Source organism: Corynebacterium tardum (genome assembly GCF_046717785.1).
Lineage (GTDB): Bacteria > Actinomycetota > Actinomycetes > Mycobacteriales > Mycobacteriaceae > Corynebacterium.
In genome coordinates this window covers 1,929,202-1,951,201 of sequence record NZ_CP177104.1, presented here as the reverse complement: position 1 = coordinate 1,951,201, position 22,000 = coordinate 1,929,202, and the positions used below count along the sequence as shown (strand labels likewise).

The window sequence follows — 22,000 nt, the reverse complement described above, 5'->3', positions numbered from 1 at the left end:
GCTGGTGGCGAGGGATTCTCTGCAGGTGTGCCCGAGAGAGTGACCCGTCCATTCTAGCGGGCGCGCCGGGGAGAGCGTCTGTAGTGTGGGGTGGCACTGCAGCACGCGGGGCGCGCACAGTGCGACTCGCGCAGTCCGGTGTCGCGCCCCTTGGGGCACGACTCGGCTCTACTGACACACAGAGATTGGAGATGACAATGGCCGACGTTGAGAACCAGTGGTTCTATGACCCTTCTACCGGGGAAGTTTCCCAGGGCAAGACTTCCGGGTGGGAGAACCGCATGGGCCCCTACAATTCCCGCGAGGAGGCCGAGCACGCCATTGAGATTGCGAAGGCACGCAATGCTCAGGCCGATGCCGAGGATGAAGCTGAGGACAACTACTAAAGCCTCCTCTCAAAATCTACTGGCCCCACCGCCAGGTGCACCCGCGCACACAGAGTGCGGGGCGACCTCGTGCGGTGGGGCCAGTGCTATTGCTCAGCCAGGTGGTCTGGTTACGAGCAGTTGGTGGCTAGCGCAGCTTCTTGCGCAGCGGCTTGAACGCAGACTTGATGGCCTTGAAGCTTTCGGCATAAGCGTCCAGTGCTTCCAAGCCGATGGTGCGCTCGCGCTGGTACAGCAGGCCGTAGCCAAAGGTGTCCTCGCCGCGGCGGCGTGCCGTCTCTGCGAGCTCGAGCAGCTTATCGCGGGAAGTCACGGAGTCCTGGAAGTCACCCAAGACGGACTGCATCTGCTTGCAAGCCTTGTACAGGTTCTTTGTCTTGAGGTTCGTAGCAGCCCCAGCGGCCTCAGCGGCGTAGCGCAGCTTCTTCGCCGCCTTGCGCATGTCGTGGAAGTAGTCCTCGCGCTCATGAAGAGTTAGTTCAGAGTTATCCCAGTTCGACACTGCCTTCTTGTGACGCTTGACCAGCTTCTCGTAGGCCTGCTGCAGGTGCAGCGCCATGACAGTGTCGAGGTCGTGCGGCTCGCCGTCTTCCTTCTTGGCGTGCTTCGCGCGAGACTTCTTCTCCGGCGCTGGTGCCTCGTTGTCGGTGCTGGTCGATTCGGGGTTGCCCTCAGCGGCCGATTCCTGGGCATTAGAGTCTTCTGATTCAGGCGCATCGGACTCAGCTTCTTCAGCCACCGGCGGGTGGGCGAGGAAAGAGTCCAATGCATCGAGCAGATCGAGGTACTGGTCGGAATCCAGTGCGGCAATGACACGGCGGTGGGCGCGGCGGTAGTCGCGGCCCATATCGTGCGCGAGGTGCTCACGGGTTACCTCATCCAGAACGTCGGAGTCCTCCGAGGCGAGGAGGTGCTGCCAACGCTCTTCTACGACCTCGGCGTCACGAGCCACGCCGAGCATGCTGGCGAGCTCCTTGAGATCCGATTCTATGCGCTCGATTTCCGGTCCAACCACGATGCCATGGAAGGTCTGCAGATGGCTGCGAAGCTCACGGGTAGCAACGCGCATCTGGTGAACGGAGTCCCACTCGTCGCGGCGCACGCGCGGGTCATAGTCCACGAGCTTGTCGCGGTTCGCCTTGAGGGCTTCAACGACGGCTGCGGCCGCGGAATCTGGGTCCACGTCTGACTCAGCGAGGGCCGGAGGGAGTGCCACGTTATTAATCGAGTCACCCAAAGCCGACTTCAGCTTCGATGGGGAAGAAGAAACACGCGCACCGGAGCTGATGAGGAACGAAGTGGCCTTGCGCAAGAATGCGCTGCCCTCCTCCGTGCCCGGAAGCGAGCCAGCGAGCTCAACTTCCCACTCACGCCAAGCGCTTTGGGAGCCACCCGGAAGGAAGGAGAACGCAGTGACGTGGTCATCACAGAACTCAGCAACCGGTTGGTCTGTGGAGTCCACCAGGAGTAGCTCAGTGCGGTTGTTGTCCACCTGGGCAATTGGCTCTAGTGCGTGGTTGCGGATAACGGAGCGTACCTCGCGGACCAGCTCCTCGGGTACCTCGTAGCGGCCGTCCACGGGTTCGCCGAGTTCGGCGCGAATCTCGGTGCGGCCGGCAGCACCTGGCACCTTGATGTGCCAACCGTCATCGTTTCCACCGGTGCGTCGACGCAGAGTGATCTTTGCGTGGGTAAGGCGAAGATCCTCGGTGTCGTAGTAAATCGCAGACATGGAGTGGTGGCGGGTTTCCGCAACGCGGGTGACTTCCTCAAGGCGAGTCAGGTCAGGGGCCGGGGTGGAATCGGCCACGGCGAATTTTGCTTCGACTTCTAGAAAAGTCTTCGGAGACATACACACACCTTCGTCGGGGGAGATGGAGGAGGGCTATATAGCCCTCATTTCTCTACGTAGCTTACCCGGCTACTGGAGCCAGTGGGGGTAGCTGGTGGGCGACTAGCCCGTAAGCTGGCGGCGGCCATTCACCCCAGCTGAATCACCTCCCAAGTGGGACTTATCCGCGGCTGTTGTGCCTGCTGACATACCCACGCGGCTGCCCATCGACAGCGACATTGTGCGGGCATTAGGAAAGAAGAGATCCCTCACAGCCTCGGCGTCACGTCGTCGTTGGTCCAGTACAGACAAATTCTTCTCCATAAGCATCAGCGAATGTTCGTCCGCGGAGGAACTATCGGGAGCCATCGACTCGCTAGCTGGTGGCGCACTGTTGTTGGTGGAATCGAGGATCTCTCCAATCCTTGCAGCGTAGGCAAGGATGAAACTTCGGCGGAATGACGCGAGGTTTCCGGACAGGCGGGCAGTGGATGCGTGGTCACCGTGACGCATATGCCAATCGCACTGTCGCTGTAGCGACCCAAAGAGATCGACTACGTGTTGTACGTCTTCTTCTGTGCCGAAGACGCCGACAATTCCCTTTGGGTGAATCTGCAGAGCAGAGCAACCGTTCCGGTCCGCGATGACGCTGAGGAGCGTGGACTTGTGATTGATGTACGGGGCACTGATGTGAATCCGACGGCTTACCAATGCAGTGGGGGAGATGCCGGCAGAGTCCTCCAGGCGGTATCTGTTCTGCAGGCTTTGGGCTTTGGCAATGAGGGCGTTGGCTTCTTCCTCGTAAGGGGTTGACTCTGCTTTCTTCAACAGGCCGCTGATCTTTTCCCGGATGCGTTCAGCCTTGCCTTTTCGGGAAGCTGCCGCCGGCTTCTCAGCAACTAGTGCCTCAACATCACTTAATCGGGGCAGGCGGTTGATGGTTTGGAGGAACTCAACCAGTTGCTCAGTAGTCATCGCCATCGAAGTAGGTGGCTCGAGCGTGAGCCAGTCTTTGCGCAAGACGGTAGACGTAACGTGCGCCGGCACCTGGCCGGCAGCCCGGTAGATGATGGGGTGGCAATAAGTTCCCAGCACATGGAGTAAGTCCCGTGGAGACCATCCACGTTGCGCCGTGCGAATGACGACTTCGATGCTTCGTTGGCTGAGGGCTTCGTGATAAGAGTTCATGATTCCTTCTGTTTGGTTAGTACAACTGTTCGTTTGTGCTGCCATTGAATCATGCCTGCAGTCGCGCTCGAATCTAGTTCGAAAATGTTTGCCCCCGAGATACTTTTGCCAGCTGGGAAAATGATTGGCGAAGCGGGGGCAATTAGCGGCAACTCAACGCTTGGCATGGTCACTCGCCGGTAGGGTTTAGGGCATGAACAGTCAGCACGAATTCGTCCTCCGTACGGTCGAAGAACGCGATGTCCGCTTTATTCGCCTCTGGTTTACTGACATCTTGGGGGCCCTGAAGTCCGTCGTCATGAGTCCCTCGGAGCTGGAATCCGCTTTTGAAGAAGGCGTGGGTTTCGATGGCTCATCTGTCGAAGGGTTCTCCCGTATTTCGGAGGCGGATACCATCGCCATGCCGGACCCTTCTACTTTCCAGATCATGCCCTTCGACAAGGACGAGCCGGAGCTCATGTCAGCTCGAATGTTCTGTGACATCGCGCAGCCTGATGGTCAACCTTCGATGGTCGATCCCCGCCACATCCTGCGCCGCCAGGTAACGGAAGCAGCTAATGACGGCTTTACGTGTATGGCTTCTCCTGAGGTGGAGTTCTATCTTCTTGAAAACACTCGGGACTTCAACAACCTTGTCGCAACCGATAACGGTGGTTACTTCGACCAAGCCACGCATGACAATGCACCGAGCTTCCGACGCAGGTCCATGTTCGCCCTCGAATCGATGGGTATTGCGACAGAGTTCAGCCATCACGAAACCGCGCCGGGCCAGCAGGAAATCGACCTGCGGCATGCGGATGTGTTGACGATGGCGGACCACATCATGACCTTCCGGTATGTCATTAAAGAGGTTGCGTCCCAGCAGGGAGTCCATGCCACCTTCATGCCGAAGCCCTTTGAGCAGCGGCCCGGTTCTGGCATGCACACACACTTGAGCCTCTTTGAAGGTGATTCGAATGCCTTCCATGACCCCGACGACGAGTTCTCGTTGTCCGAGACCGCGAAGCAGTTCATTGCAGGCATTCTTGAGCACGCGGTGGAGATGACTGCGATTACGAACCAGTGGACCAACTCCTACAAGCGTCTAATGTTCGGCAGCGAGGCTCCGGGGTCGGTGACCTGGGGAGTGTCGAACCGCTCCGCGTTGGTCCGCGTTCCTACCTACCGCCTGTCTAAGGAAATGTCGCGTCGCGTAGAGATTCGTTCGCTCGACTCTGCCATGAATCCTTACCTTGGCTATGCCGTACTTCTTGCCGCGGGGCTTCGAGGCATCCGGGAAGGCTATGAGCTTGCGGACCCGGCGGAAGACGATGTCCATCAGCTGACCCGACGCGAGCGTCGCGCGATGGGCTATAAGGACCTTCCCACGAGTTTGGACCAAGCACTGAGAGAATTTGAGCGTTCGGAATTCATGGCTGAGGTTCTTGGTGAGCACGTCTTTGAGTACTTCCTGCGTTCCAAGTGGGACGAGTGGCACGAATACCAGCAGCAGATCACCACCTTCGAGCTACGCCACAACCTGAACTTCTAGGAGAAGCATGCGCCCGGTATCGGTACCGTCACCGGCCACACTCGGCCTCACACGCCCCACTGCAGCAGAGGACCTAGCCCGTCTGGGGTGGGATAACCCGGAGTCTTTGGACCTGTTGTGGACACTCGCGGCTACAGGTGATCCGGATATGGCCCTCAACACTCTCATCCGAGTCCTGGAGGGGGCGCCGGAAATTGGGCTCGCGATGCGAGAGGACGAAACCTTTAGAGTCCGTCTCATCGCATTGTTGGGTGGTTCGTCTGCATTCGGTGACCACCTCGCCGCGAACCCGGAAACCTGGACCGAGCTCCAGCGTGCACTGCCCACGCCGACGGAGATGCTCTATACGCTCCTGAGCACCGTGGGCGCTGAGCCGGCGACCTTCGCAGAGGACCCAGAGCGGCCAGATACCGCCTCTGCAGACCTCACGACGCCCGGCACGTACCGGGCAGCAGAAGGGGACCACAAAGCGCAGCTCAAGAACGTCTACCGCACACTGATGATGCGCATCGCTGCACATGACCTGGCTGGCACCTTCCATTCGCGTAAAGGCCAATCCCGCCCGCAGTCGCGCGTAGGATTTCGCGAAGTCACGAGCCTGACCACGGCGCTGGCGGACGCTGCGCTGACGGCTGCTCTCGCGGGCGCGGTCCGCGTGGTGTACGGCGATGAACCGCTTGATGCCCAACTTTCCGTCATGGCGATGGGCAAGTGCGGTGCGGGAGAACTCAACTACATTTCGGACGTCGACGTGATTTTCGTGGGTTCTGAGGCTACGCCCAAGGTCACGCGGCTCGCCTCCGAATTTAACCGCATAGGTTCGGCCTGCTTCTTCGAGGTCGATGCAAACCTTCGGCCGGAAGGAAAGTCGGGCGCACTCGTGCGCACACTGGACTCCCACGTGGCCTACTACAAGCGGTGGGCCGAGACGTGGGAGTTTCAAGCGCAGCTAAAGGCCCGTCCGCAAACCGGCTACCTGCCACTCGGGAAAGACTATCTGGACGCGATTGGTCCGATGGTCTGGACTGCCTCGCAGCGCGAGTCCTTCGTGGAGGACGTGCAGGCCATGCGCCGCCGTGTGCTGGACAATGTGCCGAAAGACATGCGCCACAGAGAGCTCAAGCTGGGTGAGGGCGGACTGCGCGACGTCGAGTTCGCGGTGCAGCTTCTCCAATTGGTCCACGGTCGCTCCGATGAGACGCTGAGGCCGCTGGCTACCGTTGATGCCCTGGCCGCACTGGTCCGCGCCGGATATGTCGGCCGAGAAGACGGCACGCAGCTTATTGAGGCGTACGAATTTCTGCGGCTGCTCGAGCATCGTCTTCAGCTCGAGCGCTTTCGCCGCACGCACACGATGCCAGCAGCAGACGATGCGGACGCCATGAAGTGGCTGGCCATCAACTCAGGCTTCCATTCTCAAGGACAGCAGTCAGCCGCGGACCGGTTAAAGGAACACCTGCGTAAGATTCGTTTGCGCATTTCGGAGCTGCACTCGCGCCTGTTCTACCGCCCGCTGTTGAACTCCGTGGCCTCGATGTCTGCAGATGAGCTCAAGCTCTCCCGCGAAGCTGCGGTTCTGCAGCTGGCAGCACTGGGCTACCGCCATCCAGATCGAGCGTTTGAGCACCTCACCTCACTTGCCTCCGGTAGCTCTCGCAAAGCCCGCATCCAGGCAATCCTGCTGCCCACACTGATGGAATGGCTGTCGTCGACGGCAGACCCAGACATGGGACTACTCAACTACCGTAAACTGTCTGAGGCTTCCTACAATCGCAGCTGGTTCCTGCGCATGCTGCGTGATGAAGGAGTGGTGGGGCAGAGACTCATGAAGATTCTTGGAACCTCGCCCTTTACCTCGGAGCTCATCATCAGCGCTCCCGACGTGGTCAAGCAGCTATCGGACGGGGCCGCCGGACCGAAGCTCTTGGAGACAAAACCGGAGCAGGTCTCCTCGGCGTTGGTGAAATCCACCTCGAGGCATGCAAAACCGGACAAGGCCGTAGCAGTGGCGCGCTCGCTGCGTCGCGTGGAGCTAGCGCGCATCGCGTCGGCAGATCTGCTGGGACTTCTTCCTGTTCAACAGGTCTGCTACGAGCTGTCAACCATTTGGAACGCCGTGCTCGAGGCAGCACTGCGCGCTGAAATTCGGGCATGGCGCAACGACGCAGACGGTGCGGAGCCCCTCGCACGCATCGCCGTAATTGGCATGGGGCGACTCGGAGGCATGGAGCTCGGGTTCGGTTCCGACGCCGACGTCATGGTGGTGGCAGAGCCTGCCGAGGGCGTCGACGAATCTGAGGCAATGTCTTGGGCTATCGGAATCGTCGACAAGCTGCGGCGTCGGCTAGCAAAGCCCTCAGGAGACCCGCCGCTGGACGTGGACCTGGGGCTGCGCCCGGAGGGACGCTCCGGTGCCGTGGTGCGGTCCATCGAATCCTACAAGCGCTACTACGAGCGCTGGGGTGAATCGTGGGAGATGCAGGCACTGCTCCGCGCCGCATTCGTGGCCGGCGATGAACACGTAGGCCAAAAGTTCATGGACATGATCGATGGATTCCGCTACCCGGACAACGGGGCGAGCGAGAAGACCATCCGAGATATCCGGCGCATGAAGGCCCGCGTGGATAACGAGCGCCTGCCCCGTGGAGCCGACCGGAATACGCACACCAAGCTCGGCCGGGGTGGTTTGACGGACATCGAGTGGACCGTCCAGCTGCTGCAGATGATGCATGCCCACGAGGTGCCGGAGCTGCACGACCCGTCAACGCTGCGTGTGCTCGACGTCTTGGAGGAACACGAGGTGCTGCCCGTGCAGCAGGTGCGCGACCTGCGGGAGGCGTGGCTCTTGGCCACCGACGCGCGCAACGCCCTAGTGCTCGTGCGCGGCAAACGCGTCGATCAGCTGCCCGCGCCGGGCCCGCAATTGGCGCAGGTGGCGGGCGCCTCGGGGTGGGATCCGGATAATAACCAGGACTTCCTCGAGCACTACCTCAAGGTCACTCGCCACGCGCGGAAGGTAGTGGATGAAGTGTTCTGGGGCGAGTCGGAGTCCTTTGAGCATGACTAGAAGAAGACATCAGGGACTTCCCTGACTTATCCCTGGAACAGGCCCTGATTCTGCAGCTAAGACCTGTTCAATCCACTGGGCGGTTACTACCCTCGAAGGCAGACTGCTCGCACTGCCATAAGGAGACGACAATGAGCCTGAACCTTTCCCTCGACTTGAACGATGCCACTCTCGCGGACCTTGGGGCTTTCCTCGCTGCCGCCCGCGCGGCCAACGGCGACCCAGCAGCGACGGTGAGCGTGGAGGGCACGGTGCTCCGAGTAGACGTGGCCAAGCCCCGTGTGAGCCCTGCTGAACCCAAGCCCCGCCCCCGCTCCGGTCTGGACCGTCCCGTGGCGGAGAGCACGATTCGGACCATCATTGATGCCCTGTCGGAGCGCCGCGAACCCCCGCGCGGACATTCCTTCGGCACCTTCGACTCTGCCGATTAAATTCTCAGTTTATTAAAAGCGCATTAGAGTGGTGGATGTGAAGTCCAAGAACATAATCGCGGTGTGGATTGCGGTGGCAGTCGCGGTGACCGGGGTGACCCTTGCCGGCTGGTGGGCCACGCACCGCCACCAGCCGTCCGCGGGTGCGCTGACCGTCCAGGAGGCCATCAACGGCGGGGTGCCGCAGGATCAGTCGGTAGACCACTTCGGTGATCCGGCGGAACAGGACCGCATTGTGGCCTTGGCTGAGTCCCTGGGAATCCCCTCTGAATCCGTCCCGCGGGAAATTCTGTCCATGTCCTCGGATGAGTTTCAATCGCGCGCGGATCTCCTAGAAGAGCTCGAATCTGCGGTGAAGAGCGGCGTACTTACAGAGGAGGAGGCGCAGGGCGCGTTGGCTGCCTTCGATGCGGGAATCATGTCGCCCCGCGTGGGGCCCATTGTTGGGGAATCAACGCCCGCCGAATAGACCGCAGAGTTACTTCATCCGCAACTGGCAGACATCCGCCAGACACCAGCTATGCGCTTGGCAGGTACGGGTCTTACTCTCACACGCATACGATAACGAAACGATAAAGGTTGGTGCGTTGAGGTGGAGAAACGTCGAAAACTCGTGGAGTATCTGCGGGCCGCGTTCGCAGTGAGTGTCGCCATTATGGTGCCCATCGGCGGCGGGCTAGGAGTGTTTGAGATCGTCAACGGGGTGCCGATGGAGACCGCGATGAGCGCGATGGCGTGGCACTAGACCTGCTCGACAACGGTCACGCGCCGGCCCGGCCGCCCAGTCCTGCCGCGCAGCACGTGGGTGACGAGCACGCCGACAATGCCCACAACCCACACACCAAGCACCGCCCAGGCGGCATGGCGGAAATCCTGCATGGCGTAGTCCGGTCCTTGTCCCGCGTGGTCCAGCACCACGCCAAAGAGCTGCGCGCCGGTCATGGCGGCGATGAAGCCGCCCATATTGGCCAGCCCAGTGGCGGTAGCCACGACGGTGCGCTCCAGGTTTTCACGCACGATGTCGAAGCCGTAGTTGGCCACCGGGGTGCATAGGGCTACCAGGCCAATGAGGATAAAAAGTGACAGGTAGCTGCCGCCAAAGACAAAGAACCAGAACCACACTGTGATGTTGAAGGCCACGAAGCCGAGTGTCAGCCACGGCCGGTAGCCGCTGGCGCGGGAGGAAATTCGGCCGTGCAGCGGGCCGACGAGGACCATGCAGATGCTGAACCAGGTCAGCACCCAGCCGGCCTTGGGCTTGGAAAAGTCCAGGCCTGCGGTCATCATCGGCATGCCCCAGAGCATGACGAAGACATTCGTAGCACCCAAGCCCACCCAGTGAATGAAGAAGGCCTGCCAGGCCACGGGGGAGCGCAGCACCCGGCCCATCAGTGCGCCCAAGCTTGGTGACGGCGCAGAGGAATCCCCGGACTCCCCGGAATCTGACTCTTCTTCCACGATGCCGAGGGCCTCCGGCGAATCCGCCACCGCTACCGCTGCGGCAATCGCGATGAGAATTCCCACCGCGCCCAGGGACACGAAGGCGGTGGGCCACCCGGCCCACCCCAGAAGGAGCGAGAAGGGGATGGCGGAGATGAATTGGCCCAGCTGGCCCAGCGACGAGGTTACTTGGGTAAACATCGGGGTGCGGTGCAGCGGGAACCAGTAGGGCAGGATGCGCATGACGGACAGGAAGGCCGTGGCGTCGCCCGCGCCGATTAATATGCGCGCGGCGATGGCCACCCAGTAGCTGGAGGTAAAGCCGAGGATGACTTGGCCTATGCCCATGATGATGGAGCCGATGACGAGGAGCGTGCGGGGGCCGAACTTATCAATGAGCACGCCGGTAGGGATCTGCGCTATGGCATAGACGCCTAGCTGCACAGACGTGAACACCGCGATGCGGGAGGCATCCACCTCGAAGCGCTCGATGGCTTCCAATCCGGCCACGCCGAAGGAGGTGCGCCCCGCCATCGCCACGATGTAGACCAGCATGGCCGCCACCCACACGGAGAGGGCTTTGGTGGTGATTACTTCGCGAGGATGGGGTTGAGACATGGCTGATACTTTACGCGGCAACAACTATGATGCAGGGGGTGAAGTACATTTCAACCCGCGATACCCAGCGCACGCCGGCCGCCTTTACGGACATCCTTTTAGGAGGGCTCGCCCCCGATGGTGGTTTGTACCTGCCGGAGAACTACCCCCGCATCGAGGACGCCACCCTGACCGCGTGGCGTGACACTCTGGCAGAGGGCGGCTACCCGGCATTGGCCGCGGAGGTACTCAAGCTCTTCGTGGATGACATTTCGGTAGAGGACCTGGAAGGCATAGCGCAGCGCGCCTACGCCTACCCCAAGTTCGCCAACGAAGAGATCGTCCCTGTCAGCGAGCTGGGTGAGGGGCTCTACGTGGGCCACTTGTCGGAGGGGCCGACGGCGGCCTTCAAGGACATGGCCATGCAGATGCTGGGAGAGCTCTTTGAATACGAGCTGGCCCGCCGCGGTGACACGCTCAATATTCTGGGTGCGACGTCGGGGGATACCGGTTCTTCGGCCGAGTACGCCATGCGCGGGCGCCGGGGCATCCGCGTCTTCATGCTCACCCCGGCCGGGCGCATGACCCCGTTCCAGCAGGCCCAGATGTTTGGCCTGGAGGATCCCAATATCTTCAACATCGCTCTCGACGGCGTCTTTGATGACTGCCAGGACGTGGTCAAGGCCGTGTCGTCCGATGCCAGCTTCAAGGCCGAACACCGCATTGGTGCTGTGAACTCCATCAACTGGGCCCGCCTGATGGCGCAGGTGGTCTACTACATCAACTGCTACCTCAAGGTCACCACGGACAATACGGAGAAGGTCTCCTTCAGCGTGCCCACCGGCAACTTTGGTGATATCTGCGCCGGCCACATCGCCCGCCAGATGGGCCTGCCCATTGACCGCCTCATCGTGGCCACCAATGAAAACGACGTGCTGGATGAGTTCTTCCGCACCGGCAACTACCGCCCGCGCCCCTCGGCGCAGACATACAAGACGTCCTCGCCGTCGATGGATATCTCCCGCGCCTCCAACTTCGAGCGCTTCGTCTTTGATCTGCTGGGACGCGACGCCGCGCGGACCGCGGACCTGTTCGGCACCAAGGTCAAGGAGGGTGGTTTCAGCGTGGACCAGGAGACACTGGCCCGCGCGGTGGAGGACTATGGATTCCTCTCCGCCAGCTCCACGCACGCGGACCGCCTGGCCACCATCCAGGACGTCCACGAGAAGTACGGCGCCCTGGTGGATCCGCACACCGCCGATGGCATCAAGGCGGCCCGCGCGGCGAAGGAAAAGCACGGGGTGGATACTCCGATTGTGTGCCTGGAGACCGCACTGCCGGTGAAGTTTGCGGAGACCATCGTCGAAGCAGTGGGCTTCGAGCCGGAGGTGCCCGAGCGCTTCGCTGGCATTATGGACGCACCGCGCCACGTCAAGGACTTGCCCAATGATGCCGCGGCGGTCAAGGACTACATGTCGGCGTCGATGAACAACACGGAGGTTTAAGCCATGGGGCAGGAGCAGTTTTCGGGACCGGAGTACTTCACCGAGTTCGACCCGGAGAAGTTCATTCGCGATATGAAGATTCAGGCGGAGATGGCCAAAGAGAACGCCGCCGAAAAGCACCAGGGTGACGATTCCGCGAAGAAGGATGACTAGCAGATCCCTTCTCGGGGTTGTGCTGTTGGCCCCTGCGCTCACGGCAGCGTGCACGGCCGGGGAGGACAACCCGCAGGGGGACCGGGCCCAAGCAGAAAGCACGACCTCGCCGCACCCGCCCGCGCCGCCGCCGATATATGGCCCGGGGGACTCGCCCGTGCCGCCCGGTGCCGCGCTGGACATCTCCTCCCTGGAGCCGGTCCCGGGGGAGTACTTCGACTATTCCCTGTGCACGGCCGCGTGGAGCTTCGTGCTGGACAGCGGCCGGACTATCGCCGTCACCGCCGCCCATTGCGGTGAGCCCGGGGACACCGTCTGGGCGGGCAACGCGGAGGGAGAATTCACCTATCCCGCGGAACCGGTGGGCACGGTTGTGTACTCCGATCTCAGCGCTCCAGACACGCACGGACTGGACTTCGCCCTAGTGGAGATCACGCGCCCGGCGGAGTTCTATACCCCGCGTGAGATGGGAACCCAGATAGCCACCGGGGTAGGGAGTCCGCCTGATTCGGTGTGCAAGCTGGGCCGCGTCACCGCGGAGACGTGCGGGCCGCTGACGCACGCAGAAGGTCGCAGCAAGCTCACCATTGAAGACCGCAGCGTCGATACCGTCGCCGCGCGGGCGCAGGTGTGCTCCCAGCAGGGTGATTCGGGAGCCCCCGTCTACGGCGCGCCGGGCACCCCGGAGGCAGGCCGCATCGTAGGCGTGCTGTCCGGTACCACGTGTGAGGCTAAAGGCTCCGAGGCCGACTGCGCCGCGGAGCCGGCGCAGGACATGTCCTTTACTGTCGCCGCCGACATCGAGGCTGTCCTGCCGGAGATCCTCGCTGGCCTGTAGGCACGTAGGATTGGGCTTATGCCGACTCCTGACTATATCCTGTCCCTGCGCGAGAAAACTGGGCACGACCAGCTCTTCCTGCCCGGGGTGACCGCGGTCATCGTGCGCGCTGTCCCCACTGGTGCTGCGGTGTGGGAGCTGCCGTCGGTGCTGCTGGCCCAGCGCGCGGACAACGAAACGTGGGGGCCTATCTCCGGCATTTGCGAGCCGGGCGAGGAGATCACCACCACCGCTCTGCGCGAGGTCAAAGAAGAAATTGGGTTAGATGGCCGCGTCGAAGCACTGCTGGGCGTGGGGCAGGTGGGCCCGGTGGTGTACCCGAACGGTGACCAGTGCACGTTTATGGACACTGCCCTGCGGGTATCCGTGGCGGACGGGGCGGACCCCATTATCTCCGACGAAGAGAACCTGGATGCGCGGTGGTTCTCGGTGGGGCAGATGCCGACGTCGGTAAGCGCCCGGCACCGCATGATTATCGCTGACGCCGTGGCCCAGATGAAGCACCCGCAGGGCTTCCGCCCGCGCATGGGCTACACCAAGCGCAACCAGTAGGCCAGCTCGTCAGGCCCCTCAACCAGGTGCACCTCGCCGCCGGCGATGGAATCCTCCACGTCTGCCTGGGTAATCCAGGGCCGGTGCTTGTTGACGCCTACCAGGACCCGCTCACCCAGCGTCATCAACAGCCGCCCGCGAGACGACAGGGCGTGGAGCAGAGATACGTCGGAAAGCGCATAGCTCCACGCCGTGCCGTAGAAGTCCCGCGCGCCCGGGCCCAGGTAGGAGGTCTCCAGCACGAGCGTGCCGCGGCGCAGGTAGATGCCTTCGCGCGGAAGGTCGGACAGCAGGTCGCGCACCGCGCTGAGAACTGCTGCGTCGAGGGAAATAAAGGTCAGTGGCTGCATAACAGGGGCCTGTGTGTTGCTGGGGAAGAGCTCACAATATCAGTAAAGACTCATGAATCCGGTTGAGGCGGGCATGGGGCGCTGCTTAGTGTGGTCCCATGATGACACACATGGTCAAGAACACCGCAAAGAAGTTGTCCGTCGCTACCGCCTTCGCCGCCCTCACCTGCAGCGCCCTGGGCACCGGCGCGGCCGGCGCGCAGGAGATGTCCTCCCTGGGCGGCCTGGATAAGCTCGATGCGGGCCAGATTGAAAAGCTCAGCTCCATGGTGCTGGGCAAGGACAACAAGGACAATGCAGTGATGGAGAAGTACGAGGACATCAAGGGCCTGCAGGAAGCACTCCCGGCTGACCAGGCTCAGCAGGCACTCGACGGCACCTTCACCGCCAAGAACAACGACTCCGTGTTCGTGACCTTTGAGAAGAACGGCACCCTGACCTACAGCGATGGCTGCAACAATGGCAACGGCACCTACCAGGTGGACCAGAACGGCGCGGTAGTGGTGGACAACATGGTGGAGACCAAGATGGCGTGCGAGCCGTCCGTGATGCAGGACGCCCAGCAAGTCAAGCAGATCTTGGCGGGCAAGCCGGCCGTCTTCCCCGTGGATGACTCCACCTTCGCCCTGGGCAGCCAGGGCCAGGCCATTCAGTTTGTCAAAGGTGCGGCAACCGCGGAGAAGTAATCCTTTTCAGAATCTCAAAAAATCTCAACAGCTTTAGCGGCTAGCCTGTGGTCAGGTTGGTCGCTGAACCCTTTTTGCCCTCGATGACCCAGCTGATGAAGCGGCCAGAGCACAGGGACCAGTGCACAATCAGCAGCACGGGGATGCTCAGGGCGATGGCGTCGAGCCACTCGGAGCCATTGACGAGCGCCATCTGGTGGCCGCCCATGCTCACCGTGCCCGGCGGGAAGGTGCAGGCCCACCACGCCGGGGTGTAGGCCGTCCAGCGCGCCACGTTGGGGTAGAAGCGGGTCATGGCATAGATTGCCAGGGGGATGGCGATGATGAGCGCCACGTCGCCGTAGAGGACGGAGACCTTACCGGGGTAGAGGATCTGCATAGCGGTGGTGGACTGGCCCACTACGCCCAAGGGAACCCATGCGGTGGCGGAATTAGCGCCGCTGAGATCCACCTTGCCGTGCCACGCTGCCCAGTACACGCGGGCGAAGACCGGCACCGCGGTGAGGATGGACATGAAGAAGAACAAGGTGCCCAGAAGGTGGTAGAACTCACCGTAGTCGCGGGCCAGGAAGCCGGCGACCGAGGAGGAAATCATCGGCCCCACCAGCGGCAAGCCCCACGTGAACCGCGGCTTGCCGTCGAAACGCGTGAGCTGGATGGCCCACGTGATAACGGTGACGGGCCCGCCAATCCAGAAGCCGATGAGGCGGAACAGGCCGTTGTCCGTCAGCCCGGAGAGCGCTGCACCCAGGGCCAGGATGCCGATGAAGTACATGGACCATTCCGCCATGGTGGTCCGCTCAAAGCTGGGCTTGCGGTAGACCGCGTAACCTACCGTAAGGATCGCAAACACGACACAGGACAGCGCGGCGAAGAACGCGGCGGGGTAATTGAGGCCTTCTTCGACCAGCAGCCGGGAGACGATGGAGGTGCCCATGAGGCTGCCTCCCCATGCGGGGCCTGGCGGCGGCAATTGGCGGAATTGAGTAGTCACGCAGACAGCGTAGTCGCTCAGCGGAAACCATGCCGCATCGTTGTGCCCGATAGTGCGGTGAATTTTCCCTGAATTGGCTCACTCAGTAAGGGGCCCCACAATCCCGTGTGCCGGGCACGGTGGTGGGGCGAAAACGTGACCGAGGCCCCCACATTGTGGGGGCCTCGAGTACGAGTCGGGCGAGGAGTGGTGAGCGTCTTAAACGCTGTTAGCGTCGCGCCTGGCGCAGGCCGTTGAAGTAGTAGTTGCCGTCGCCGCCCTGGTAGCACTCCGTGGAGTTCGACGGCCACATGCCTTGCGCCTGGGAGCAGCCCATGAAGCCGCCGTAGGGGCCGATGGTGGCCCACTCCATGCCGTTCGATTGCGGAGCAGCAGGCGCTGGAGCCTGCTGCTGTTGTTGCTGCTGCTGGCGCTGTTGTTGCTGCTGCTGGCGCTGCTGTTGCTGACGCTGCTCCCGCTCGGCCTGACGCTCCTGCTCCGCTTGGCGCTCGCGACGTTCCTGCTCAGCCTCCTGCTCGCGGCGTCGCTCTTCCTCTTCACGCTCGCGCTCAGCTTCCGCCTCGGCCTCTGCCTGTTGCTCCTCGATGGCCTCGTCGATATAGGTCAGGGATTCAAAGTCCGGGCGGTCCATCATGAAGGAGGTCTGTTCCACATTGGTGACTGTCAGGTCCTTTCCACTGCCCTGAGGGCTAAACGCGAGAGTGCAGCGGTAGGTGACTTCCTCATTCGAGCTGGCAAATACGCCAGAATAGCTACCGGAGGCGTCGATAGTAACGCCGCGATCCCCAGAACGCTCGACCGAATTGATTGAGGTCGTCGTAAAATCCAGGTCATCGCTTTCTAAGTTCACCCCGAAGTATTTCGACACTTCGCGCAGCGCATTGGGCTCGCACTCTTCCACTGCGATCTCCGCAAGTACGTCTTTTTCGGCCTGCGCAGCGTCGTTCTTGCGGTCCTTGGCAAAGAGCACGCCGCAGACTACAACGGTCAGGACGGCGACAAGAACGGCTGCGATAACGGGCCAATTCGGCGTCGACTTCTTGGGTGGGGTGACAGGAGAGGCTGCCTGAGTCCCGTCGGCGCCCTGCGCGGAGAAAGGGTTGGTGGGCACCTGACCATCGGGGGAACCGAAGGGATGGGATTGTTCAAAGGAGGATTGTTCGAAGGGATTGTTGTTCATGGTTGGAGAGAGCTTTCAGCCCCAGATATTCGAGGGCGACAGAGTAGGTTGAGAGCCCTTTCGCACGCGGGGAGACAAACGCGCCAAAGAAAGAGCGGAGAGAGCAGAAGTGAATATACCCGTTAAAACGTGCCTGTGCCGAATAAAACCGCAACCGGCACGAAAAATCCCTGACCCGCAGGAGTAAAATCCTGCAGGTCAGGGCCTAGCTGCTGGGTTTAGCAGTCGTAGTACACCCCCAACCCCACGTTAACCTCCATTACCAGCACGAACACCACCCCCAGCGCCCTCACTACCACCCGAAATCCCGCACAAATCCCGCACTTGAGGCACAATCCCGCGCAGCCCCTCACCAGCACCAGGAAACAGGTGCGAATACACATCCAGGGTCATCGACGCCGACGCATGCCCCAACGCCCGCTGCACCATCACCACCGACGCCCCCGACTCAATCAACGACGACGCATAAAAATGCCGCAACCCATGAAACGTCGTATCCACGCCAGCAGCACGCGCCAGCTTACGAAACTGGGATGACACACTCGACGACGACAACGGCCTCCCCACCTTCGTACAGAACACCGTCTCCTCCGGGCCACGCGGCGCCCTACGCAGCTGCTCCTCAATCACCGCCACCGTCCCGGGCCCAATCGGCACCACACGCCGCGACGATTCCGTCTTCAACGGGGCAAACTCCCCCGTGCGCTGATTAATCTGCTCCACCACATGCACCTCACCGCGCAGAAAATTCACATTCCGCACCCGCAGGCCACACAGCTCCCCGGCACGCAAACCCGTCTCAGCCGCCACCTGCACCATCGCCGCCAACGTCAAATTCGGGGCACGCCCCACACCCGTACCCCGCGCCGCACGAATCAGAGCCTGCACATCCTCCACCGTGGGAATGTCCGCACGCTCAGCACCAACCTCCTTACGTGGAATCTTCACCCCACGCATCGGATGCCTACCCACCACATCATCCAGCACAGCCTGTGAAAACACCCCGTGAAGAATCGCGGCCAGCATATTGATAGTTGAGGCGGCCAGCGGCCTATCATCAGCCCATGGTCTGCCTTCCTCCAGCACGCTCATCCACTCCCGTACGTGTGACGGCTTCACTGACAGCACTGGCATGTCTCCCAAATCTCCCAGGTTGGCCAGCAGCATGCCACGCCCATTCCTCGTGGACTTATTTACCGCCTGCTGCATCCGCTCCTGTACCAGCTCCTTGACAGTCACACCAGTATCCTCGATGTACTCACCACGCCTAACGGCACGCTCCATATCCTGCAAATGCGCTTTCGCCTGCCGTGCGCGAGGAAAACTCTTCGAGCGTTCCTTACCGGACGGGTCACGCCACCGAGCGATAAAAACCTCTTTACCCGCCTTATTGATACGCTTCTGAATAGCCATTAGAATCACTCCTTGTTAGCCAGGGCTGAAAAACGCCCCGGGCGACAATTCCAAGCCCGTTAGGGTCTTGTGTTCCCCGCCCTTGGTGCTGCACTTCCACATGACAAGCGCCAAGGGCGGTATTAATTTATACTGCTGTTGGCCCACAACCCCCCCCGGTTGGGCCGGGACGCCCCGTGTTGAGCACAGCTCCACGGGGCTGTTCCTTATGGGCTGTTTAGTCCACCATCAGACGTAAGCGCGGGGTTTAGCCAGGGTAGGATTCGCAGCCCACGCCGTCGCCGTCCTTGTCATGCTTGGGGAGGTAGATACCGTCGCCGCGGTATACCTTGTGTCCGATGTCGGCGCACGACCCGGAAGTGCCGCCTCCAGAGTAGGCCGGGGCTGGCTGTTCCGGAGCAGGTGCTGGCGCTTCTTCCTGAAGTTCAGGAACCGGAGCGAATTGCTGAACTTGAGTGTTTTGCTCTGGTTCCGGTTGCTCTTGTGGAGCGGGGGCTGGTGCGGGTTGTTCGGTCGTTGGGTCCTGCGCCATGGAAGGCGAAGGTGCAGATGATGTCGGTTCAGTCGTTCTAGTCGTCGAGGTAGGTGCGGACTCCGAGCTTGTAGACGTCATTGAAGACGTGGTGGATTCCGGGGTGGTTGTTGATTCCTTTGGCTCAGTTGTTGTTTCGGGCGAGACGGCGGTTCCAAGGATGAGGAGTCCGACGCAGGCTGCGATTATCCACCACCAGTGGCGCTTTAACGGAGTGGCGCCGTGGGCTTCACGTCGTTCGTGCATGAGGTACCACGCCCCAGGAAAAAGGAAGACTAGACCGACGCATATTCCCGCGAGGATTCCTCGGAAACTGCCTGAAAACAAGTTTCCGAAGATGACAAACCCTCCGAGGGCTGCTGCGGTCCAGGCAAGCACTTTCTTCCACGTGGGCGCTTTATGGGGCGGAGGGGTGGGCTGGGCGCCGTACTCAGAAAAAGGGTTAGAGTTCATGATGGAATTGTCCTTTTGGGGTCAGGCTGCTTTGGTTTGGTAGTGGGCTTTCCAGACGCGTAGCAGGTGTTTGGTGACTTCTAGTTCGTCGGCGATGGCGGGGAGGTGGCCGTGGTGCCATGTTGCGGCGGCTTCGAAGTCGTGGGGGTTGATGAGGAGTCGGGCGGCGTATTCGTCGGCGCGACGTTCTTGACGTTGGTCGTAATGGCCGTTGCCGGTTGGGGTGTCCCCGTAGTGTGCGTGGCCGAGTTCGTGGGCTAGGACGCTGCGGTATTGCTGGATGCTCATGCCGCGCCTTGTGCTGATTATCCGCCGGCGGTGGTCGTACCAGCCGGGGCACCCGCCCGTGTGACGCTGTAGCTGCACGCCCATGCTTTCCGCTAGGAGGTGCAGCTCTACCGCGCTAATCGTCATAGGCATCATCCCTTTCTGCATCTTCATCCGGGCCGCTGTAGGCGACGGCACCTAGAGGTATATCAGCAGGGGCGGACATGCGGCGGCGACGCTGTTCGAGTTCGTTGATTTCGTCGGCACGTGTCGCGGGGTTGAGGCGACGTGCGAGTTCAATAGCGAGTTCCCCATCCTCGGCGGTGTCCAAGAGCTTGCCGTTGTTGTCGAGGTGGCTCATGGCTTCTGCTTCGGTGATGTGTCCGAGGTCTACTAGCGCGTCGATGGGGTTTACGCGTAGTCCTCGGCTGACCTTGATTATTTCGTCGGCGGTGAGTCCGTCTTGGGTGAGGCGGCGGGTCACGGTCGGGCGTGATGCTCCGATGAGCTTGCCGATTTCTTCTGCTGTTACGCGTTGTCCAGTTACGGACTTGTACCAGTCTCGGTAATCAATCATACCCACATCGTAGTGCGTCAGGATTGACGCACGCAACCCGGGCCTAGCTTTACAAATGAGAAATGGGTACCCCCGAAGTGAATCACACCATTGACATTATGGCGCAAGTGGTTCATTATTGAGTCATCCAAGCGAAAGGAGGAAAGGAAATGGCTCAGTTCTTAATCAGTCTGGATGAAGTGGAACGCGTCAAGAAACTAAACCGAATCGGCTCAACCGTGGAACTAGCACAGCGCACCAAAGTATCCCGCTCAACCTGGGGGCGCGCACTAAGCACACGAACCCCCAAACCAGACGTGCTCCAAGCACTCGCAGCCCTCGGCGCTAGGCCAGACCGAATCCTCGTAGCCGACGACCTGGAACCACTAACCGCATAAGAAAACCCCGCACAAGGCGGGGCCAAAACAACCTACTTAGGAGACTACACCATGAGTGAACTAATTCCCATTCAAGACCAAGATGGCATTCAGGCCGTAATGGGCCGAGACCTCCACGCATTCCTCGAAGTGTCGGAGCGATACACACAGTGGTTTTCCCGCATGGAGGAATACGGCTTTACTGCAGGTCAGGACTTTATCCGAGAAACCGGAAAAAGTACCGGTGGCCGTCCATCTTTAAACCACATCATAAGCCTGGACATGGCTAAAGAAATCAGCATGATTCAGCGCACGGAGAAGGGTAAGCAGGCTCGCCAGTATTTCATCGAGTGCGAGCGTCGCGTGAAGTCTTCCGCGTTGGCTATCCCGCAGACGTATGCGGAAGCGCTACGTGCCGCTGCGGATAACGCGGAACGTGCAGAAATCGAGGCACGTAACGCCGCTGAGCAGATGGCTATTGCGCAGAAAGCTACCGCCACCATCGAGCGACAAGCGCCGAAAGTTGCGAAAGCTGATGCGCACAGCGGCGTGAAGGAATGGAAACGCCGCCAAGACTTCTACCGCGAAGTGCAGCAATGGGGCGACTTAAAAGGGCTCGACATTAAGCAAAGCTCTGTCCGACAACTGCTTACCCGCAAGTCCATGTTGATCGGCGGCGCCCGAACCGACGCTGGGCAGATGACCCGCAGCGCAGTCAAAGCCGGATGGGGGCGCAACGAAAAAGGAGTCGCCGACAACGGTCACTCCTACTGCACCCCGCAATTATCGCCAGCCGGACAAGACATTGCCTGGAAGTGGATTTACCAGGCATCGCAGGAATATGGCGAAATTCTCAACCCGAAAGAAGGAAAGTAATGCGAGAAAACACTCTTTACCGCGCACACATCGTCGAATATCCAGAGTTTGAACGATATGAAGCCTTCGATGAGCGCGGAGAAGGCGGGGTGTGGACCTGCCCGGTCGGCTGGACTGCTGACGCTGACTACATCGAGCGATTCGGAACTAACAAGTATTTCGAGCCGAATACCGACAAGTTCTATAAGTCGCGGTCATCTGCGAAGGCGCGGGTGGACCTGCTCAATTCGATGGGATACATCGCGATTGTGCAGCGGTCCGCTCCGGTGGAATGGCCGGCAGATGGGCAGGAACGCGTCGAGGCTAAACAGCAGGTGGGCGTGTCCGAAGCTATCGCGGTGCTTAAGCAGGCCGGGGTTATCCAATCCGCCGACGAGCTTTTTAGGGGAGGTGAACCAGCATGACTCGCAACGAAAAGGAAACCTCCGGCGCTGCAACGCCGGAGGAACTGGCTGAAAAGTCAATCGCCTTCTCCAAAACAGCTATCGAATACGCAAAGAAAATAAACGAAGAACTGCAGAAAATTGACGACGACGAGACTGGTTAGAACGGCTTTTCTCCGTACCTCTGCTCAAACGCAGTAACGGCGGCGTTGAGGGCATCTTCGGCAGAGCTGTGTGACGTCTTGGCTTGCTGGTAGAGCTCCTCAGCCTTGTCGTACTTCTCGGCAGCTGCCTTCTTGGATGCCTCGGCCTGATCCAGGTTGAAACGGGCCCTACTGACAGAGATAGCTGCCTGGTCGAACATCGATTTCACCAGCTGCAATTGGGCTCGTTCTAGTTCCTTATCCATCATCA

24 protein-coding genes are annotated in these 22,000 nt (G+C 60.8%); 14 read left to right on the top strand and 10 right to left on the bottom strand.

The window, feature by feature from the left end; all coding sequences use genetic code 11:
• The first annotated feature begins 197 nt into the window (after positions 1 to 197).
• Positions 198 to 386, top strand: a complete 189-nt coding sequence (locus ACLI1P_RS09450; protein ID WP_411708687.1) for a hypothetical protein — start codon at positions 198 to 200, stop codon at positions 384 to 386.
• Positions 387 to 513: 127 nt separating this feature from the next.
• Here ACLI1P_RS09450 and ACLI1P_RS09445 read toward each other — a convergent pair whose 3' ends face one another.
• A complete protein-coding gene (locus ACLI1P_RS09445) occupies positions 514 to 2,238 on the bottom strand; it encodes a CHAD domain-containing protein (protein ID WP_411708686.1) in 1,725 nt (574 codons plus the stop codon).
• 102 nt (positions 2,239 to 2,340) lie between these two features.
• Positions 2,341 to 3,405 (bottom strand): DUF2786 domain-containing protein, encoded by a 1,065-nt coding sequence (locus ACLI1P_RS09440; protein ID WP_411708685.1) that lies wholly within the window; start codon positions 3,403 to 3,405, stop codon positions 2,341 to 2,343.
• A gap of 193 nt (positions 3,406 to 3,598) precedes the next feature.
• On the opposite strand from ACLI1P_RS09440, the gene ACLI1P_RS09435 reads away from it, so the two are divergent.
• The 5 genes from ACLI1P_RS09435 to ACLI1P_RS09415 all read left to right on the top strand — a co-directional run bounded on the left by ACLI1P_RS09435 (position 3,599) and on the right by ACLI1P_RS09415 (position 9,179).
• Positions 3,599 to 4,936 (top strand): glutamine synthetase family protein, encoded by a 1,338-nt coding sequence (locus tag ACLI1P_RS09435; protein WP_296131231.1) that lies wholly within the window; start codon positions 3,599 to 3,601, stop codon positions 4,934 to 4,936.
• Between the two features lie 7 nt (positions 4,937 to 4,943).
• Complete coding sequence (locus ACLI1P_RS09430) at positions 4,944 to 8,003, top strand: bifunctional [glutamine synthetase] adenylyltransferase/[glutamine synthetase]-adenylyl-L-tyrosine phosphorylase (RefSeq protein ID WP_411708684.1); 3,060 nt, start codon at positions 4,944 to 4,946, stop codon at positions 8,001 to 8,003.
• 131 nt (positions 8,004 to 8,134) lie between these two features.
• The gene (locus ACLI1P_RS09425; protein ID WP_411708683.1) at positions 8,135 to 8,434 is read left to right on the top strand and encodes a hypothetical protein; all 300 of its coding nucleotides are present in this window, start codon (positions 8,135 to 8,137) and stop codon (positions 8,432 to 8,434) included.
• Between the two features lie 37 nt (positions 8,435 to 8,471).
• Positions 8,472 to 8,903 (top strand): hypothetical protein, encoded by a 432-nt coding sequence (locus ACLI1P_RS09420; RefSeq protein ID WP_411708682.1) that lies wholly within the window; start codon positions 8,472 to 8,474, stop codon positions 8,901 to 8,903.
• A 123-nt stretch (positions 8,904 to 9,026) separates the two neighbouring features.
• Positions 9,027 to 9,179 (top strand): hypothetical protein, encoded by a 153-nt coding sequence (locus ACLI1P_RS09415; protein ID WP_411708681.1) that lies wholly within the window; start codon positions 9,027 to 9,029, stop codon positions 9,177 to 9,179.
• Here ACLI1P_RS09415 and ACLI1P_RS09410 read toward each other — a convergent pair.
• Positions 9,176 to 10,492 (bottom strand): MFS transporter, encoded by a 1,317-nt coding sequence (locus ACLI1P_RS09410; protein ID WP_411708680.1) that lies wholly within the window; start codon positions 10,490 to 10,492, stop codon positions 9,176 to 9,178. The genes ACLI1P_RS09415 and ACLI1P_RS09410 overlap by 4 nt on opposite strands.
• Positions 10,493 to 10,530: 38 nt before the next feature.
• On the opposite strand from ACLI1P_RS09410, the gene thrC reads away from it, so the two are divergent.
• Genes thrC through ACLI1P_RS09390 form a run of 4 tightly spaced genes read left to right on the top strand, consistent with a single transcriptional unit; the run spans position 10,531 to position 13,519 of the window.
• Entirely contained in the window at positions 10,531 to 11,976 is a 1,446-nt protein-coding gene (thrC, locus tag ACLI1P_RS09405) for a threonine synthase (protein WP_411708679.1), read from the top strand.
• Between the two features lie 3 nt (positions 11,977 to 11,979).
• A complete protein-coding gene (locus ACLI1P_RS09400) occupies positions 11,980 to 12,129 on the top strand; it encodes a hypothetical protein (protein ID WP_411708678.1) in 150 nt (49 codons plus the stop codon).
• Positions 12,122 to 12,967: a S1 family peptidase gene (locus ACLI1P_RS09395; protein WP_411708677.1), complete on the top strand. Its 846-nt coding sequence runs from the start codon at positions 12,122 to 12,124 to the stop codon at positions 12,965 to 12,967. Before ACLI1P_RS09400 ends, ACLI1P_RS09395 begins: the two co-directional genes overlap by 8 nt.
• 18 nt (positions 12,968 to 12,985) lie before the next feature.
• Complete coding sequence (locus ACLI1P_RS09390; protein ID WP_411708676.1) at positions 12,986 to 13,519, top strand: NUDIX hydrolase; 534 nt, start codon at positions 12,986 to 12,988, stop codon at positions 13,517 to 13,519.
• Here ACLI1P_RS09390 and ACLI1P_RS09385 read toward each other — a convergent pair.
• Entirely contained in the window at positions 13,498 to 13,869 is a 372-nt protein-coding gene (locus tag ACLI1P_RS09385; protein ID WP_411708675.1) for a hypothetical protein, read from the bottom strand. The two genes, ACLI1P_RS09390 and ACLI1P_RS09385, sit on opposite strands and share 22 nt — an antisense overlap.
• Positions 13,870 to 13,967: 98 nt before the next feature.
• On the opposite strand from ACLI1P_RS09385, the gene ACLI1P_RS09380 reads away from it, so the two are divergent.
• Entirely contained in the window at positions 13,968 to 14,555 is a 588-nt protein-coding gene (locus ACLI1P_RS09380; RefSeq protein ID WP_411708674.1) for an META domain-containing protein, read from the top strand.
• Positions 14,556 to 14,595: 40 nt separating this feature from the next.
• Here the strand turns inward: ACLI1P_RS09380 and ACLI1P_RS09375 are convergent, their stop codons facing one another.
• From ACLI1P_RS09375 to ACLI1P_RS09355, 5 genes are all read right to left on the bottom strand, one after another.
• Positions 14,596 to 15,549: a TDT family transporter gene (locus tag ACLI1P_RS09375; protein WP_411708673.1), complete on the bottom strand. Its 954-nt coding sequence runs from the start codon at positions 15,547 to 15,549 to the stop codon at positions 14,596 to 14,598.
• Between the two features lie 208 nt (positions 15,550 to 15,757).
• A complete protein-coding gene (locus ACLI1P_RS09370; protein WP_411708672.1) occupies positions 15,758 to 16,729 on the bottom strand; it encodes a hypothetical protein in 972 nt (323 codons plus the stop codon).
• Positions 16,730 to 16,978: 249 nt separating this feature from the next.
• Positions 16,979 to 18,142 (bottom strand): tyrosine-type recombinase/integrase, encoded by a 1,164-nt coding sequence (locus tag ACLI1P_RS09365; RefSeq protein WP_411708671.1) that lies wholly within the window; start codon positions 18,140 to 18,142, stop codon positions 16,979 to 16,981.
• Between the two features lie 1,006 nt (positions 18,143 to 19,148).
• The gene (locus ACLI1P_RS09360; RefSeq protein WP_408930993.1) at positions 19,149 to 19,499 is read right to left on the bottom strand and encodes an ImmA/IrrE family metallo-endopeptidase; all 351 of its coding nucleotides are present in this window, start codon (positions 19,497 to 19,499) and stop codon (positions 19,149 to 19,151) included.
• A gap of 31 nt (positions 19,500 to 19,530) precedes the next feature.
• Positions 19,531 to 19,971, bottom strand: a complete 441-nt coding sequence (locus ACLI1P_RS09355; protein ID WP_408930801.1) for a hypothetical protein — start codon at positions 19,969 to 19,971, stop codon at positions 19,531 to 19,533.
• A gap of 428 nt (positions 19,972 to 20,399) precedes the next feature.
• On the opposite strand from ACLI1P_RS09355, the gene ACLI1P_RS09350 reads away from it, so the two are divergent.
• From ACLI1P_RS09350 to ACLI1P_RS09340, 3 genes are read left to right on the top strand one after another with little or no spacing between them, the layout of a single operon-like run.
• The gene (locus ACLI1P_RS09350) at positions 20,400 to 21,203 is read left to right on the top strand and encodes an antA/AntB antirepressor family protein (protein ID WP_408931097.1); all 804 of its coding nucleotides are present in this window, start codon (positions 20,400 to 20,402) and stop codon (positions 21,201 to 21,203) included.
• Entirely contained in the window at positions 21,203 to 21,607 is a 405-nt protein-coding gene (locus tag ACLI1P_RS09345; protein ID WP_408930799.1) for a hypothetical protein, read from the top strand. The genes ACLI1P_RS09350 and ACLI1P_RS09345 overlap by 1 nt, the downstream gene beginning before the upstream one ends.
• Positions 21,604 to 21,750, top strand: coding sequence for a hypothetical protein (locus tag ACLI1P_RS09340; RefSeq protein WP_408930798.1), 147 nt, complete (start codon positions 21,604 to 21,606; stop codon positions 21,748 to 21,750). The genes ACLI1P_RS09345 and ACLI1P_RS09340 overlap by 4 nt, the downstream gene beginning before the upstream one ends.
• Here the strand turns inward: ACLI1P_RS09340 and ACLI1P_RS09335 are convergent.
• Positions 21,747 to 21,995, bottom strand: a complete 249-nt coding sequence (locus ACLI1P_RS09335) for a hypothetical protein (protein WP_408931098.1) — start codon at positions 21,993 to 21,995, stop codon at positions 21,747 to 21,749. The genes ACLI1P_RS09340 and ACLI1P_RS09335 overlap by 4 nt on opposite strands.
• Positions 21,996 to 22,000: the final 5 nt, after the last annotated feature.